Source organism: Gillisella terrae (assembly GCF_004801395.1).
GTDB lineage: Bacteria > Pseudomonadota > Alphaproteobacteria > Rhizobiales > Rhizobiaceae > Allorhizobium > Allorhizobium terrae.
On record NZ_SSOA01000001.1, the window covers coordinates 690,023 to 707,000 of the forward strand.

The 16,978-nt window shown below is 55.3% G+C and carries 12 protein-coding genes; 6 read left to right on the forward strand and 6 right to left on the reverse strand.

Annotation, left to right across the window (positions count from 1 at the left end):
- Positions 1-242 precede the first annotated feature (242 nt).
- A complete protein-coding gene (locus E6C51_RS03235; protein ID WP_190234999.1) occupies positions 243-7,601 on the reverse strand; it encodes an apolipoprotein A-IV repeat region-like domain-containing protein in 7,359 nt (2,452 codons plus the stop codon).
- A 464-nt stretch (positions 7,602-8,065) separates the two neighbouring features.
- Here E6C51_RS03235 and E6C51_RS03240 point away from each other — a divergent pair, with 464 nt between their 5' ends.
- Together E6C51_RS03240 and E6C51_RS03245 are read left to right on the forward strand one after the other, a co-directional pair.
- Positions 8,066-8,434 (forward strand): Hpt domain-containing protein, encoded by a 369-nt coding sequence (locus E6C51_RS03240; RefSeq protein ID WP_146930304.1) that lies wholly within the window; start codon positions 8,066-8,068, stop codon positions 8,432-8,434.
- A gap of 247 nt (positions 8,435-8,681) precedes the next feature.
- Entirely contained in the window at positions 8,682-9,002 is a 321-nt protein-coding gene (locus E6C51_RS03245) for a 2Fe-2S iron-sulfur cluster-binding protein (protein ID WP_146930301.1), read from the forward strand.
- Between the two features lie 562 nt (positions 9,003-9,564).
- Here E6C51_RS03245 and E6C51_RS03250 read toward each other — a convergent pair.
- A complete protein-coding gene (locus E6C51_RS03250; RefSeq protein ID WP_190235090.1) occupies positions 9,565-10,191 on the reverse strand; it encodes a DUF922 domain-containing Zn-dependent protease in 627 nt (208 codons plus the stop codon).
- 187 nt (positions 10,192-10,378) lie between these two features.
- On the opposite strand from E6C51_RS03250, the gene folP reads away from it, so the two are divergent.
- The 3 genes from folP to folK all read left to right on the forward strand — a co-directional run bounded on the left by folP (position 10,379) and on the right by folK (position 12,220).
- Positions 10,379-11,182: a dihydropteroate synthase gene (gene folP / locus E6C51_RS03255; protein WP_230987050.1), complete on the forward strand. Its 804-nt coding sequence runs from the start codon at positions 10,379-10,381 to the stop codon at positions 11,180-11,182.
- Between the two features lie 152 nt (positions 11,183-11,334).
- Positions 11,335-11,703, forward strand: a complete 369-nt coding sequence (folB, locus tag E6C51_RS03260) for a dihydroneopterin aldolase (protein WP_146930294.1) — start codon at positions 11,335-11,337, stop codon at positions 11,701-11,703.
- Positions 11,687-12,220, forward strand: coding sequence for a 2-amino-4-hydroxy-6-hydroxymethyldihydropteridine diphosphokinase (gene folK, locus E6C51_RS03265; protein WP_230987031.1), 534 nt, complete (start codon positions 11,687-11,689; stop codon positions 12,218-12,220). The genes folB and folK overlap by 17 nt, the downstream gene beginning before the upstream one ends.
- A 56-nt stretch (positions 12,221-12,276) precedes the next feature.
- Here folK and E6C51_RS03270 read toward each other — a convergent pair whose 3' ends face one another.
- The 4 genes from E6C51_RS03270 to E6C51_RS03285 all read right to left on the reverse strand — a co-directional run bounded on the left by E6C51_RS03270 (position 12,277) and on the right by E6C51_RS03285 (position 16,133).
- Positions 12,277-12,825 (reverse strand): hypothetical protein, encoded by a 549-nt coding sequence (locus tag E6C51_RS03270; RefSeq protein WP_190235002.1) that lies wholly within the window; start codon positions 12,823-12,825, stop codon positions 12,277-12,279.
- Positions 12,826-12,975: 150 nt separating this feature from the next.
- Positions 12,976-14,076, reverse strand: a complete 1,101-nt coding sequence (locus E6C51_RS03275; RefSeq protein WP_190235003.1) for a YcjF family protein — start codon at positions 14,074-14,076, stop codon at positions 12,976-12,978.
- Positions 14,073-15,554, reverse strand: coding sequence for a YcjX family GTP-binding protein (locus E6C51_RS03280; protein ID WP_190235004.1), 1,482 nt, complete (start codon positions 15,552-15,554; stop codon positions 14,073-14,075). Before E6C51_RS03280 ends, E6C51_RS03275 begins: the two co-directional genes overlap by 4 nt.
- Before the next feature lie 66 nt (positions 15,555-15,620).
- On the reverse strand, positions 15,621-16,133 hold the full coding sequence (locus tag E6C51_RS03285; RefSeq protein ID WP_190235005.1) for a SixA phosphatase family protein: 513 nt from the start codon (positions 16,131-16,133) through the stop codon (positions 15,621-15,623).
- A 280-nt stretch (positions 16,134-16,413) separates the two neighbouring features.
- Here E6C51_RS03285 and dksA point away from each other — a divergent pair, with 280 nt between their 5' ends.
- Complete coding sequence (dksA, locus tag E6C51_RS03290; RefSeq protein WP_075641006.1) at positions 16,414-16,833, forward strand: RNA polymerase-binding protein DksA; 420 nt, start codon at positions 16,414-16,416, stop codon at positions 16,831-16,833.
- The last annotated feature ends 145 nt before the right edge of the window (positions 16,834-16,978 follow it).

Sequence of the window (16,978 nt, forward strand, 5' to 3'; positions counted from 1 at the left end):
CGACGACTGGAGCGTTACACAATCGGTCTAGAGCCTGTCAGGTTCAGATTGAACCAGACAGGCTCTAAACTTGTCTGTGTGAGTTTGCCTTTTCGGGAAAACCGGATTCCACTTTTCCCTGACAAACTCTAGTAAATGATGCCACGGATATTCAGTGTCGATGCGACCCCTTTTATGGGCAACTACGTGCAACAAAAAACCGGAGCGAAAGCCCCGGTTTTGAGTGTTTTGCAATTCGGTGATCAGGTGAACCGGCCTGCCGCATGCGCCAGCATGGTGTAGACCTTGCCGGTGTCCGAGGTGAGGTAGGATTGCGTGATCGACTTGTCGCGATCAGTTTTGGCAACATCCGACAGCAGCTTTTCAAAATCAGCGATATAGCGGTCAACGGCGGTACGGAATTCCGGTTCGCGATCATATTTGCGCTGAATTTCATCAAAGGTCTGCTGACCCTTCAGCGTGTAGAGACGACGGGTAAAGACGTCTCGCTCGCCACGCTGATACCGACGCCACAAGTCTACAGAGGCGTCGTGGTCAATGGCGCGGGCAATATCCACCGACAACGAGTTGAGGGACTCGACCATATGGCGTGGATTGCGGGCGTCATTGCTGCGTGGAGCCTCTGCAGCCGGGCGTGCCCGGTTTGTGGAAGTGCCTGTCTGCTCTTCCAAAGATGCACCGCGCAGAAGATCGCTGATCCAGCCGCCAGACTGCTCACCGGTGCCTGATGGGGCTGGTGCTTGATCGATTGGCAGGTTGCCCCGCAGGCCAAGCTGTTGCGCAGGTGTCTGGCGCGGCGGTGCAACAGGTGTCGCTCTCGTCTGCTGCGCCGGTGCTGCCGCTCTAGGAGCAGGTGCCGCTGGCTTGACAGGCGTTGCGCGTGGGGCAGGCTGGGAAATTTCCATCTGCTGCGCACTGCGACCGACGAGCTGCGAAATGTCCTGCAAGGCCTTGATTTGCTCGGCAACAGCCCTGCGCATGGCGCTGGCGCTTTCTTTCGCCTCTTCTGGCAGATCGAAGGCACCACGCTTCAGTTCGTTGCGGGTCAAATCCAGCTCGTTGCGAATTTCCTGCGCGGAGCGGCGGATTTCGTTGGTTGCGCCAGAGAAACGACCAAGCGCATCTTCCACCGACGAGCGGATGGCTTCGCGCATGTGCTTTGCGGTGCCATCGGACTTTTGACCGGCCTCCGTCAAGATGCGATCAACATCACTGAGCGAAGACGAAAGGCCATCACGCAGACGATTGGCGAGGTCTGTCGAGCGTTTCTCGGCAGTGCCAAGCGTCTGCTCGATCGAACGTGTCGCTTCTTCACCGGCAGACAACAGCGCATCGCGCATGGAATCGGCCGTCGTCTTTGCCTTCTGCTCGGTTTCACCGAGAATCTGGCCAATGTCCGCAAAGGATGTTTCGATGCCGTGGCGAAGATTGCCCGCGACCTGATTTGAGCGGTGCTCAACCTGATCAAACGCGCCATCCACCATGCCAGCCAGAGACTTCATGGTGTTTTCGATTTCTTCGGAGCGCTTTACGATGCCGATCGACAAATCGCGCAGAGCCTGTTGGCGCTCCTCCAGCGTGCCGGCAAGATTGGATTGCGCCGCAGCCAGAAGATCTGATGCCTGACCCAGCACCTTGGCGTGATCGCCAAACCGGCCAACAATGCCGGTGACCTGTGACAAGGCCTGCTCTGAGGCATTGGTGAGGCGTTCCAGATTGCTTTCCAGCAAACGACCAGAGCTGCCCAGAACATCGGCTGCCTTGTTGGCTGTGGCCGCCAGACGATCTGTTGTCGCGCCAAACTGCCGGTCGGCTTCGGCCATAGACTGCGATGCCTGTGAAACAACGGCATGAAGCGTCTCGTTGGTTTCTGTGAGACGATTGATCATGTGGCCCGCCGTGTTGGCCAATGTCTGTTCGGTCGCATTCATTTGCTCGGCGGCCTTGGCGGCGCGCGCGGTGAGGGCGTCCGTCAGCTGGGTATTTTCCTGACGCAGACGATTGGCGCTTTGCTCTGCCGCCTGAGCGATGCGTGCCGCAGCATCAAGACCAATTTGCGAGAATTGCTCAACAGTCGGCTTGGCATTTTCTTCAATCAGGCGGGCGAGTTCGGAAGAGCGACCGGCGAGCATGGAGTTCAACTCGCGGGTGCGTTCATCCAGCGTCGTGCGGATGGCGCTGCTGCGGACTTCCAGAGCTTTATCGGCACTGTCAAGCGCGGAGGAGAACTCTGCCGTTGTGCTGGAGAGGCTGGCTTTAAGAGCTCCGCCGCGGGCCTCAAGTGCTTTTTCAGCTTCGCTCAAGGCGCTGGCAATGCTGCCAGCCTGCGTTGACATGGTTGTTTGTGCATCGGCAACCTTGCGAACAATGGCGTCGCCAGCTTCCGAGAAGCTTTGAGCAAGCTGCGCACCCTGACCGGCGAGGCGGTTTTGGGTTTCACTGATGCGGCGCGCCAGATTGTCGGATTGCTCCAGCACAGAGCGCGAAAACTCTTCGTTTTTGGCGCTGACAGTGTTTGTGAATTGCTCGCCCGTGCGGCTGAGCAATTCGGCAGATTTTTGCGCTTCGGCATCAATCTCGCGGGTGGCACCAATCACGGCTTCGCGCAAGGAGGTTGCCAGCCCGGCAGCCTTGCCCTCAATCGTGTTGTTCACATTTTGCAGGCCAACATTCAGTGCGCGGTCCATGGTGGAGAGACGCTCATCAATGATCGAGGTGCGGCTATCCAGCGTTTCAGCAACCCGTTGGGTGGCATCACCAAGGGTCTGTTCAATCTTTTGCGTTGCATCGGCGCTGACGCGCTCAAGATCCGAAACTTTTTCGGACAATTTGGCCGCGACAGTCTCTCCCGCAGTGGACACCTTGAGGTCAACGGTCTCGATGCTGCTGCTGATGCGGCTTTCCAGACTGTTGAGGCTGGTTTCCATCCGGTTGCCGGTTTCGCTCAAGCGATCGGTCACACCGGTGAGAGTGTTTTCCACACGGGCCGAGAATTCGTCGGCCGTGCGGGTGATTTCCCGCGCGGTCTCTCCAAACTCGGACGCGATTGCACCGGCAGAACCGCGCAGGCGGTCCTGCAACTCGCGACCGCTGGCATCGATGGTGTCGCGCAGATTTTTCTGCTGCTCTTCCAGAGTCATTTCCAACATGCCAGCGCTGGCGGCGATGGATGTGCCAATTGCCATGCCCTGGTCGGCGAGAATATCTTCGAGCTTCGTGCTGGCACCCTGAATTGCCGTTATAATCTCACCGCCGCGCTCATTGAGCGTCTGGCTGATACGGTTGTGGTTGTCGTCCAGCGTGGTTGCAAGGCGCGATACACTGCTGTGCAAGCCATCCTCAATGCGCGACACGCCGGAACCGAGCAGGCTGTCGACGCGGTCGGTGGATGTGTTGAGAGTTTCGGCCAGACGATTGGAATGAGCTTCCAGAGACTGGTCGAGACGACCCTGATTTTCCTGATAGGCCGCACGGATCTCGTCAGCTCTGCCGCCAAAGGCAAGTGCGAGGCGCAGATCCGCCTCCGAGGCGGTATCCATAAGCTGCTCGACGCGCCCATCGAGCAGGGAGGTCAGGCGCTCGTGATTTGTCTCATAGGCTGCGCGCAATTCCTCAGCCTTGGAGCCAAGCGCCTTCTCCAGACGGCTATCTGCCTGCCCAACGGTTTCAACCAGCGTGTTGACCTTGGAGTCGATCGTGCTGGCAAGGCGAGCTTCACTGTCTTCGTAGACAGAACGGATGGCGTCGACCTTGCTGCCCAGCGCAAATTCAATCCGCATGTCCGCTTCGGTTGCAGCATCGGTCAACTGCTCAATCTTGCTGTTGAGCGTTTTATCCAGCTCGGCCTGACCTGAGGCATAAGCGGTACTGATTGCATCAACCTTGCTGCCAAGGGCGATTTCAATGCGCATATCGGCCTCTGTCGCTACATCGGCCAATTGCTCGATTTTGGTATCGAGCGTTTTGTTGAGTGCGGCCTGGCCGGTCTGATAGGCGGCGCTGATCTGCTCTGCCTTCGAGCCCAATGCCTCGGTGATTTGAGCATCGGCATTGCCGACGGTTTCAACCAGCGTGTTGACCTTGGAATCGATCGTGCTGGCAAGACGAGCTTCACTGTCTTCGTAGACAGAACGGATGGCATCGACCTTGCTGCCCAGCGCAAATTCAATCCGCATATCGGCTTCGGTGGCCGCATCGGCCAATTGCTCGATTTTGCTGTCGAGCGCCTTGTTTAGAGCCGTCTGGCCTGTTTCATAGGCGGCGCTGATCTGCTCAGCTTTTGATCCAAACGCTTTTTCGATCTGGGCATCGGCACTTCCCAGCGTCTCGGTCAGTTCACCCAGCTTGGCATTAATGGTGCCAGCAAGGCGGCCTTCGCTTTCTTCATAAACTGCACGAATGGCGTCCATTTTTGTGCCAAGGGCCAGTTCAATCCGCATATCCGCTTCGGTCGCGGCATCCGTGATCTGCTCAACCTTGGCATCAAGTGTCTTGTTCAGCCGCGCTTCGCTCTCTTCATAGGCTGTACGAATAGAATCCGCTTTCGCACCAATGGCTTGCTCAAGGCGGCTGCCAGCGGTGTCCACAGTCTCGGAGAGCAGGTTGACCTTGGCATCAATGGTGCCAGCAAGGCGTGCTTCGCTGTCTTCATAAACAGAGCGGATAGCATCGACCTTGCTGCCAAGAGCAAGCTCGATCCGCATATCGGCTTCTGTTGCAACATCGCTGAGTTGCTCGATCTTGGTATCAAGCGTTTCACCCAGACGCGCCTGACCTTCTTCATAGGCTGCACGAATGTTGTCAGCCTTGGAACCAATGGCCAGCTCGATCCGCATATCGGCTTCTGTTGCAACATCGCTGAGCTGCTCGATCTTGGTATCAAGCGTCTCGCCCAGACGCGCCTGACCTTCTTCATAGGCTGCTCGAATGTGGTCAGCCTTGGAGCCAATGGCCAGCTCGATACGCATATCGGCTTCGGTGGCAGCATCCTTGATCTGTTCAACCTTGGCATCAAGCGTCTTGTTCAGTCGTGCTTCGCTCTCCTCATAGGCGGCGCGAATGCTGTCGGCCTTATTGCCTATGGCCTGCTCGAGGCGATTGCCTGCATTGTCCACCGTCTCGGAGAGCAGATTGACCTTGGCATCAATGGTGCCAGCAAGGCGGGCCTCACTGTCTTCATAAACCGAGCGAATGGCATCGACCTTGCTGCCAAGGGCCAGTTCGATGCGCATGTCGGCCTCAGCCGCCACATCGCTCAACTGCTCGATCTTGGTATCAAGCGTCTCGCCCAGACGCGCCTGACCGGCCTCATAAGCGGAACGGATGTCATCAGCCTTGGAACCGATTGCCAACTCAATGCGCAGATCGGCGTCGGTGGCAGCGTCGGTGATCTGCTCAACCTTGGCGTCAAGGGTCTTGGTGAGGCGGGCTTCGCTTTCTTCGTAAGCGGCGCGGATAATCTCTGCCTTGCCAGTCAGAGAGGCTTCAATACGAGAATCTGCACCATTTGCGGCGTCGATAATCGTCTGCGCTTTGCGATCCAGAGTTTCGGCAAGCCGTCCTTCTGACGAGGACACCGCTTCAATAATACCGGAAGAGGCATTCTGTAGCAGGTCAGAGATCCGGTCGTGGCTGCCCGTGAGCTGGCTAATGACCGCCTCTGAGCGGCTGCCCAGCGTATCATCAAACCGCTTTTGCGATTCATTGAGAGATTCTGTCAGAGCGCCAGCACGCTCTGCCATGATTTGATCAATGCGCAATTGCGCTTGCGAAATTGTCTCATCCAGTTCCTGACGGCGACGCTCCAGCGCTTCTGCCAACTCGCGGGAGTGGCTGGAAAGCGCCTCGTTCATCATATCCTGACCGTTGCCAAGCGTCATGGCAATCGCCAGAGACTGGTCGTTCATGGTGTTGCCAAGGCGCTCGATCGAGCTGTTCATTGCACCATCAATGGCATTTGTGCCGTGGGCAATCGTTTCATTGATACGAGAGAGGCTGCCTGTCAGCTTCTCATCCAGCGTTCCAGCCCGCTGATCGAATGCTTCGGTGAACTGGGTCATGCGCTGGTCGAAGCTTGCGTTGACTTGACCAATTGTCGACTGCATCCGGTCTTCAAACAGACCTGCGCGCAGATCGATATCAACCAGCGCATCCTCGGCGTTGGATTGCAGGCTGCGGGTAAAGGCTTGAGACTTCTCATCCAGAGACGTATTCAAACGCTCCAATGCAGAATCCAGACTGCTCGAAATAATGGTTTCGCCCTGGGTAAAGCCCTGAGCAATTTCCTTGGTGCGCGCCACAAGGGTTTCGTTGAGCTGCTTTGCACGTTCGCTCAAGGCGCTGTTGAGCTTCTCAGCGCTGGCGTCGAGCGTTGATGCGCGGGTTTCAAACTGGCGCAAAATCTCTTCGCCGTGGCCCGACATCGAGTTCGTCAAATCCTGGAGACGACCATCAAGCTCTGTTGACAGCGAGAACCCGGCTGCGCTCACGGTCTGAACCATATCATCCGTTTTGGCAGACAGCAGCGAACCCAGCGAATCTGCGGCTGTTGCTGATTTTTCAACAATCGCAGTCATGCGCGAGTCCATCATCGTCGCAAAAGCTTCGCCCGATGTGGAAAGACGGATACCGATTTCCTCGGTGGTCAGCGACAGATCTTCCTTGAGCTGATCATGGGCACCGAGAATGGAGGAGCGTACACGGTCGGCGTGGCTGACAATGGCATCGCGCTCGGCAGACAGCTCTTTTACCAGATTGCGAACGCGGGTTTCGTTGTCCGAGTAGCTGCGCTCCAGCGCGCTGACTTCGTTTTGCACCAGTGCTTCCAGCTCGGTGGCACGGGCGATCGTGCGCTCGATACCTTCGTTCATGGCAGAAACTTCACGGCGCACGGCCTGGCTGATCGACAGCATGCGGTCGGATGATGCCGTCTCAGGCTCGGAAAGTCGCAAGGCGACCTCGGCCATCGAGCGCGCAGCATTGCGCATGTCTTGCGCGCGCGACATCATGATGGCGAAGGAGAAAAACACGAAAATCGGCAACACTGTGCCAACGAGAATGGCAATGATGCCCGGATTGGCAAACAGCCCGGCCAGCCCGCCACTCCACATTGTCGAACTGTAAAGCAGTTGGGTGAGGGTGAAGCCGCCTATGCCCCAGATCACTGATACGATGCTGGCGTTGCGCATGGCACTCTTCATGGAGCCACCATCCAGTGACTTCAAAAGTGTCGATGGTGTGCGGCGTGTGGTGTCATTGGCCGGGGCCAGCAAAGGTGATTTTGGTGCGGGCTCCGCCGGTGCCATGGCCGGGTGTTTTGCAGCTTTGGCCTGGGGGCGAGGGGGCGCAGTCTTTGCGGTTGGCGTCTGAGCCGCAGCCGCAGCGGCGCGCCGGGCGGCCTGCTCTTTTTCACGAAGAGCGGCATCGGCGCGTTGCACAGATTTGCTCTGTTTCAGGCTCTCGGACACTTTCGCCTCCGTGGCTTCTGACTGGGCGCTATACGCTACCGTATCGTCTTCGTTCTCGAAGTCGATCCTCAGGGCTGCCTCGAGGGCCTGGAAAGCGCTATCGTCAATCGACTCGCTTGTCTTTTTGTTCGCCATAGGTACGCCTCGTTTACGCCTACTCAGGCCGCTTTGCCCGACCGGACAGCTTATCAGGCCCGGCAAACACGGCTAACACCATGATCATTCAGCCATTGCCACCTGGCTTGAATTTTAGCAGATCACGCATCACTCGTCTTTTACGCGTGTGATGCAACGGATATCCATAGCATCACAGAGGCGTCATCGCAAAGCTTGGGCGCGTTCTGCCATTCTAACCGTTCCGTAGTGACACATTCCCTATTATGATACAATTAACGCCAAGCCTTATCCTAAGGGGATAGTTGGCTTATTAACACAATTTAAAGCACGAAAGCGGGCAAAAATGCAGATTTATATGGCAATTGGAGAAAATTAACCATATGAGCATTTTTTGCCGAGGCCCAGCCAAAATTTAACCGTAATCCCACGATTGACCGCAATGCTGAAGTGAGCAAAGTCGAACAATAAGGATCGTGCGGATCATGGTGGCCAAAAACATCGCCTTCGAGGCACCAGAAGTTGAAAACGGATATGGTCCGTGCAAGGCAAGTCCGATCGATTTGAACCACCTTGCGACCCAGACCATGGGTGACAAGGAACTGGAGATCGAGGTGCTGCAATTGTTTGCCAAGCAGGCACGCAAGTGTTTGCAGGCTCTTTCGGAAACGGATGCCGATCAAAAGGCGATTGCCCATCGCCTCAAGGGTGCTGCCAGCGCCATTGGTGCATTTCATGTGGTCACGGCTGCGGGTGCGATAGAAGAGCATGGCGGAGATGCCGCGCGCATTGCCGCAGTCACCTTGGCGGTGGTTGAAACCGAGCACTTTATCCTGAAGCTTTGCCGCGTTTGATCTGGCCCAATTTTTTCCGCAAATACAAGCGCGTCCGCATTATCCGGGCGCGTTTTTGTATTACAGCGACCTTTGTGCGCCCTATATGGCGCAAAAAGGTCGCTGTAACACTCTAAATCTGTTGCATAATTTCCACCTTAAATCGATTCCGATTTAAGGAATTATGCAGTAGGCTTTCGGTTGACTGATGTGTGGATTTGTTGGAAGACGGATGCGTTTGAATGAATCTAACCTGCGGACAGCGAATATGACAAAACTGACCATTATCGCCTTTGACGGCACCCGTTACGATTTCGATGCCGCTGATGGTTCGACGGTCATGGAAAATGCAGTGCGCAACTCGGTTCCGGGTATCGATGCTGAATGTGGCGGTGCCTGTGCCTGTGCCACCTGTCATGTCTATGTTGATGAGACGTGGGTGGAGAAGGTTGGCGGCCCTGCGCCGATGGAAGAGGATATGCTGGATTTCGCAGCCGATGTGCGCCCCAATTCCCGTCTCTCCTGCCAAATCAAAATTGCGCCGGCTTTAGACGGTCTGGTTGTGCATGTGCCGGAGCGTCAGGCTTAATCCCGCTGTAACGCTTTTAATCTGCTGCATAATTTTCACCTTAAATCGATTCCGATTTAAGGAATTATGCAGTAAAAAAAAGCGCCTCGCTTCCCGTCACGGGAGCGAGGCGAATTTGGTGCGATTTTGGTGTGCAATGGGAGGGATTCTTGCAAGCCTTGCACGCACCGGGGAAACGGTTGAAACGCAACACAGATGAAACTGAACGCTGAATACACCACAGCGACTCTCACCCTAAATGGTGCACAAATGTTCGCTGTAACACTCTAAATCTGCTGCATAATTTTCACCTTGAATCGATTCCGATTTAAGGAATTATGCAGTAAATCTGCTGCATTATTTCCACCTTAAATCGATGGCGATCCAAGGAACTATTCAGTATGCAATGCGATTGATTGCAATGTATATTAGATTATCTTAAAATCATACTGCAAGAAATAATGGGTTATTTCCCACCATGGGAAGCCTCGCGCTGATCTCTTTGGGGGGCGCTTTTTCAGGCTGGAAATGCGGCCTACTGGCGGCCCATTCTTTCATGAAACAGGCGATGATGGATGGCTGTTTAATGCTTCGGCATGTGATAGCGAAGCAGGCGCAAAATTCGGGCGTTGAAATTGATGGCCTCAATGCGGTCAAACCGCAATTGGTCTGCGTCATGCTCGTTTGTCACCTCATCGGTTAACTCCGATACTCTTTGGGCCAGGATCTGACAGCTTTTGGCGGATGGCAGCGCCTTGAGGCGTCGGTCGAGATCCCGTGCATGTTGCACCGCAATTTCCGCGTGACGCTCTTCGTGACGTTTGATGTCCGAGGATAAAGTGTCCCATATCAGCGCAAGTTCTGAATTGGCCCTGTGCCGATTTGTCCATTTTGGCAGAATAATGGTGATGTTAACTCGGACCTTTATGTCACCAATCTTGCAGCGTCCGCCTTGCTGAATGTAGTCCATTGTGCCGCCGAATTTGATTTTGGTGGCTCCGGGATGGCGGCTGTCAGTGGTGTTGGTATGCGGCCCTTTGGTCTCCAATTGGCGGTCAAGATCTGCTGCCGTCTTGCCACCAATGGAGAAATAGCGAATGGATTTATGCACGATTGTCCGGGCATTTGCTTGCTGCGTAACAAGAGCAGGTGCCGCACCGAGGGCTAAAAGGGCAAGCGCCAAGGAAATTGCGTGACCGCTTGCTTTCATCATAGACCAGATCCATCACATTGAAACACCATCCACTTTGGTGCATAGAGCGCAGCAGGTCAAACAAGAACGCGCCTGGATTTGGTAAAACTTTATATCCATGGCGAGGTTTGCTTCATCGGTTGTTGGTAAGGAAGAGACTGTGGAGATTACAGATCGTGAGTGGCTGCTGGCGCATGAGCGCGCAATGGTGCTTGGCGGGCAGGCGCGGCTGATGGCCATCGTCAATGTCACGCCCGATTCCTTCTCGGATGGCGGTCATCATGCGGCAGTTGAAGATGCGGTCAGCTATAGCTTGCGCTGCCTCGAAGAGGGCGCTGACATTCTCGACATTGGTGGAGAATCCACCCGTCCGGGGGCGGAACCTGTCTCGGCTGCACAAGAACAGGATCGAGTGTTGCCCGTTATCGAGGCCCTTTCCAGACAGACTGATGCGCTAATTTCAATCGATACCTACCGGGCGGAAACAGCCAGATTGGCCCTTATGGCGGGTGCGCATATCATCAATGATGTCTATGGCTTGCAGCGGGAGCCTGAAATCGCTGCTGTTGCCGCCAGTTTTCGCGCTGGTGTTTGCATGATGCACACCGGGCGAGGTCGGGAGGTTCTTGCCGACCCGATTGCCGATCAGACGCTTTTCTTTCAACAATCGCTGGCCATTGCCGCAGCCGCTCAGGTGTTGCCGGCCACTATTGTGCTTGATCCGGGCTTTGGCTTTGCCAAGGAAACGGTTGAGGTAAACATGGACCTCATGGCGCGCTTTGATGAGTTGCATGGCTTGGGGTTTCCGCTGCTGGTAGGCACATCGCGCAAGCGGTTTTTGGGCACACTGAGCGGGCGCGAGGCGACTGAGCGCGATCATGCAACGGCCACCACCTCTGTTTTGCTGCGCATGCAGGGCGCAAGTGTGTTTCGGGTGCATAATGTGAAGGTCAATCGGGATGCTTTGGCGGTTGCCGATGCGATGTTGGCGGCGAAAACCCGGATCTAGATGTATCAGCAGTGTGGCATCACCTGTTTTTTTAGAAAAACCAAGTGAAAATGAAAGAATTGAGGTTTTGTCCGGTTTAATCTGAACTTGATAAAGCTTAAACGAGGCGGTGGATTGTGCGTTGATACGCGACGCTGCGGAAGGATGACTCAATGGCGGATGTTTATAAAATCACCTTGAAGAATTGCGGATTTTTTGCCCGCCACGGTTTTCATGAGCAGGAAGAGTTTCTTGGTCAGCGGTTTTTTGTCGATGCCGAATTGGAAGTGTTGTTTTCTGAGGCATTGGAGACCGATGAGCTGTCTGGTACGGTGGATTACGGCGTCGCCTTTAACGTGATTGAGGAAATTGTTACAGGCAAGCGCCGCTATTTGATTGAGGCTTTAGCGCTGGATATTGCCAAGTCGCTCTGCGCGCGGTTTGAACCCATCGTGCGTGCTAAGATTACGGTTCGCAAACCAAGCGCGCCGATTACCGGCATGCTGGATTATGTTGAGGTTTCCGTTGATCACCATCGATAAAGACCGCGCAGTTACCGCGGCGCTCGGGCTGGGCGGCAATATCGGTGATCCAGCCTTGACGATGGCGATGGCACTGATGGCGCTCCATGAGCGCAGCGATAGCAAGGTTCTTGCTGTATCCAGCCTTTATCGCACGCCGCCCTGGGGCAAGCTGGATCAGGCCGATTTTTACAATTGCTGCGCGCTGGTGAAAACCACATTGCCGCCTGTGCAATTGCTGGAAGCCTGTCTGGATCTCGAGCGCTCAATGAAGCGGGTGCGCATGGAACGTTGGGGGCCGCGCACGCTGGATATTGATATTTTGCTCTACGGCGATCAGGCGGTGGCCGAGCCGCATTTGGCTGTTCCACATCCGCGTATGTTGGAGCGGGCATTTGTGTTGCAGCCCTTGGCCGATATTGCAGCAGAGTGGATTGTCGGCGGCCAATCGGTGGGGCAATGGCTGGAGGGTGTTGATTCAACGGCTATTACCCAAGTCAATGCCAAGGCCGACTGGTGGAAAAATGCTGACGCATAAAAAATCCCGCCGGTCACATCTGAACGGCGGGATATTTAAAATTCTATAGCGACAGTTTATTTCTTGATAGAGCCAACCGCAACTTGATCAACCTGACGGTTGAGGCGAAGACCGATGACCGGGATCATCCGCTCTTCAACTTTCACGGAGATGGTCACATTGATCGCTTTGTTGTCCTGCATGGAGGCAACCATGGCGCCATTCAACTTGGCGCGGTTGATGCCCATAACGGCTTTGTTGCCAGTTACTTCGCCCGAAATGATGTCGAGACCCTTGCCGCTGGCGCCGTCGAGGAACTGGCCTGTGTAAGTCCCGCCTTTCATGGAGATCACGGCATTCATTGGCTGAGAGAACACGCCAACGCGGCAAGTGCCGCCAAGCTTGATGCCGGTATCGCCACCTTCAACGGGCTCGCCCGTGAGGTTGCAGCTAAATTTTGTTCCCTTGTACTTGCCAGCGACGATTTCGCCGGGACCGCTCCACACGCCAGATGCGGATTCGAAAAACTCACGATCTTTCTGGGCAGCGGTTGCGGATGAAAGCGGCAAAGCAATCACGCATGCAACGGACAGGCTTCCGAGGATCGAAATAAAACGGTGCGACATCGGCTTTTCCTTGGCGCGAACAGCTAAACTCATGAGCTAGCTATAGCGCAAAGATGGTTAATATTTCCTTTCTTTTTCGATCACCAGCCCCAAGCTTTCTTAACCAAAGCCCACATTCCCTCTATGGTAACCACGGGGAAAGCTATTTCATTACAGAGGTTTATCCTCTTTTCCCATGGAAGGGCGCAGATCGCCAACGAAATCACTGACCCCCGGTCGCTTTAACGCTTTGAATGTCAGCGGGCGGCAAAGGTCCATGGCAGCGATGCCGATTCTTGCTGTCATCAGCCCGTTAATGACACCTTCACCGAGTCGCGCCGACAGCCGTGATGCTAAACCATGGCCAAGAACCTGCTGAGCCAATCCGTCGCCGATAGCAATGGAGCCGGTAACGGCAAGGTGGGCAAAAACATCGCGCAGCAATCGCATCATGCCAAACGAGCCGGGGCGACCGCCGTAAAGCTCGGCCATGCCGCGCACCAGGCGCACCACTTCAAACAACACATAGGCCAGATCCATCAGCGCGCGCGGGCTGACGGCAGTGACCACAGACACGCGCTTGGATGACTGCACAATCATGGCACGGGCCTTGGCATCCAGAGGACCGAGCAATTCGCGCTCCGCCAGAGTGATGATGTGGGGTGCATCAATAATATCGTCCTCAGCCGCATCCAGCACGGCGCGGCCACGCGCGGTCTCTGGCCTGTGGCGGGTGAGGGCTGCCACTTCCTTGACAAGCTGCCGCGCTTCACTGGCCGTGCCTTGCAGGGCAAGTGCTACGCCGCGCTCTTTAATCGTCTGCACGGCGTTCAAGCGGTATATGCCGGCCACTTCCCGCGCAATCACCACAAACAGCGCAAAGAGACCGAGAGAAAGCAATGTCAGCGCTGTGTATCCCAGCCAATCCGCCCGGGTGAAAAGATTGCGGATCAGGTCGTCAATCCAGATGCCCACCGCGAGGGACAGCAACGTGCCAAAGGCCGCCATTGCCAGCTTGCCAAAGGAAAAGCCACGCTTGCGCGGTGTGGCAATTGGCACAATGGCATCATCGGTTACGTCGCGCAAAAACGGATCTTCTGCATCCGGCGTAATCGAAATGTCTGGTGCAAAAGTCCGGGGTGGACGTTTGGCCGCCTCCGATGCACGGTTTGTTGCTGCTTCGGTTCGAGCCGCTGTTGGTGCCTCCTCGTCAAGTGTGAATGCAGCCGGGCGGCGGGGTGTTGGGCGCTCATCTTGCGGTAATTTGCTCATGCGAGACGGTCTCCCAGCAGAAATTGCAAGGCCCTGTCCAGCCGGATATGCGGAATGGACAGACGAATGCCGTCGCCGGTCTCAATCAACTCTGGCGGACGAAAGCGAATGATATTGAGGTCTGGTAAGGCACCATCGCTCATGTCCGAGGCAAGTGGTTTTGTGCGAAACAGTGGCTCGATATTCTGAGGCAAATCGCCAGGGAACACTGCCGTTTTGCGCAGGCCATCAAACCGTTCAGATCCGATGGTTTCCCCGTCCATCGGGGTTCCCACCACCACGGGCAACACATGGCCGTCTTGCTTCACCGTGGCTTCGCGGGTTGCGCGCACCGATGCCAAGGCCAGCACTTCTATGCCTGCACCGGCCATGCCAATTGAGGTGATGGCTCTGTCAACCAGCCGCCGGGTGATGGCCTGCAATTGCTCGTGGCTTTCATGGTGCAAGTGATCGGCCTTGGTGGCGGCCACCAGCACCTTGTCGATGCGGCGACCAACCAGACTTGCCAGCCAACTGGAATTTCCGGGGCGAAAACAGGCCAGTACGTCAGCTAGCGCCCGTTCCAGATCTTGCACGGCTTCTGGGCCGCGATTGATGGCCTGCAACGCATCGACCAGCACAATCTGCCGATCAAGCCTCGCAAAGTGCTCGCGAAAAAACGGTTTGACCACCACAGACTTATAGGCCTCATAACGCCGCTCCATCATGGCGCGCAAGGAGCCGCGAACCACTTTGCTCTCGGCATTGAGCGGCAGGGGCGAAAAGGTGAGGGCGGGCGAACCATCAAGATCGCCCGGCATCAAAAAGCGTCCGGGCGGCAGGGTGGAGAGGGAGCGCTCATCGGCCTTGCAGGCTTTAAGGTAATCGGCGAATGTGGAGGCAAGTTGGCGGGCGGTTGTTTCATCGGCGGGTGCGTCTGGATCAACCCGAAGCGCCAATTGCATCCACTTTGCGGCCAGTTCCTGCCGAACGCCAGTTTTGGCCAGCACCACCGTATTGGCACTGAAGGTGGCATAATCCTGATTGAGAAGTGGCAAATCCAGCAGCCATTCGCCGGGGTAATCGACAATATCGATGGCAAGCTTGCCGGACGAAAACATCCGGTTCCAGCCGCTTGCACTTTTATAGTCAATCACCAGCCTTAATTCTGAGATAGCGCGGGTTGAATCTGGCCAGATTCGGTCGCGCACCAGCGCATTGATGTGATCTTCATATTGAAAGCGCGGCACCGCATCATCTGGCTGAGGCTCAAGGTTCACACGGGCGACGCGACCGGATTGCAAGGGTTCAAACAGCGGCAAGCGCCCGCCGTTGAGCAGATTATGCACCAGCGATGAGATGAAAACGGTTTTTCCTGCCCGTGAAAGGCCCGTCACGCCCAAACGTATGGTGGGATAGAGCAGATTGGTTGCCCGGTCGGTCAGGTTATCAAGCGCAATCCGGGTTTCATCTGCAAAGCGGGTCAGAGATGGCGGCACGTTCAGCTATCCTCTTCTTCTCCATCCCATATAGGGGTGGCAAGCATCAGATTGAAGAGGACGCATTCAGGCCTGAAGAAAATCAATCACGCGCCACTCAAGCTTGTTTGTTGCGCCATCCATGTTGCGATCCAGAACGGCAAGGCCGCAGGGCGGATAGCCTTGAGCGATCACCGCTGCCACTTGATCGGCCCCCACCAGCGTTTCCAGTGTTTCGCTGATCGTGGGGTTATGGCCAATCAGCATCACAGAACTGGCCGTGTCTGTTGCGGACAGGATTTCCAGATAGACTTCCAAAGAGCCATTGTAGAGCTGATCAATATAACGCAACGGGATATCTTCTGCGCAAAGTGTGCGGCGTACAGCCTCTGCGGTTTGACGACAGCGCACGGCAGTTGAGCATAAAACCAGATCAGGCCGATAATTTCGGTCTGCGGCTTGGTCCATAACCACTTCTGCCTGTGCATATCCCGCACCGCTTAAGGTGCGGTCAAAGTCCTTCTGCCCATTTTCTGGCCAGCCGGATTCGGCGTGACGTAAAAGATAGATACGCGACAGAGAGGACGAAACAACGATCATGCGAGAGGTTTCCGTTGAAGCTGATTATGCCTATCCTGAGGGCTTGCACGGCGTCAACTGCTATATGCGCAAAGGGTTGTATCCTAGCCCGAGAGCCCGGCAAAATGCTGTCAAGCCCCCATGCTCTCGTCTCGCTGTTCACTTTAAAATGATGAAAATATAGTCCTTTAGACGATTTTTGTGACAAATTTAAAAATCACACAAAGGCAATAGTAAGGCTTGAACGAGACAATTTTCAAGGCTATACGTCCGCCAAGAGATGTTCTTCAGGAGAATCGCGTTGAGTGAGAAGATCGATCTTATTGAGCCAGTGCTCTCGGATGACGATGAGTTTATGAATGCTAACCAGCGTGCATATTTTCGTGCAAAATTACTTGCCTGGAAAAATGACATTCTGAGAGAAGCAAAAGAAACCCTTGGCCATCTTGCTGAGGAAAGTGCAAATCACCCAGACCTAGCAGACCGCGCTTCGTCAGAGACTGACCGGGCGATTGAGCTTCGTGCGCGTGACAGGCAACGCAAGTTGATCGCCAAGATCGATGCAGCGATGCAGCGTATCGATGAAGGCACCTATGGTTACTGCGAAGAAACCGGCGAGCCTATCAGCTTGAAGCGTCTTGACGCCCGGCCAATTGCCACCCTCTCGATTGAGGCGCAAGAACGGCACGAGCGTCGCGAAAAAGTCTACCGCGACGAGTGACTATAGATTTATTGTGGCGCGTGCGGCAGGTTCTTGCCGGTGCGCTGCAATGTTTATGCTGTTCGCGCCGTTCTATCTTCAGTCTGATCTTCCGGTCAGGCTGGGTATGTAGGTTTACAGCGATAAACTGTCGAAGCATAAGCTT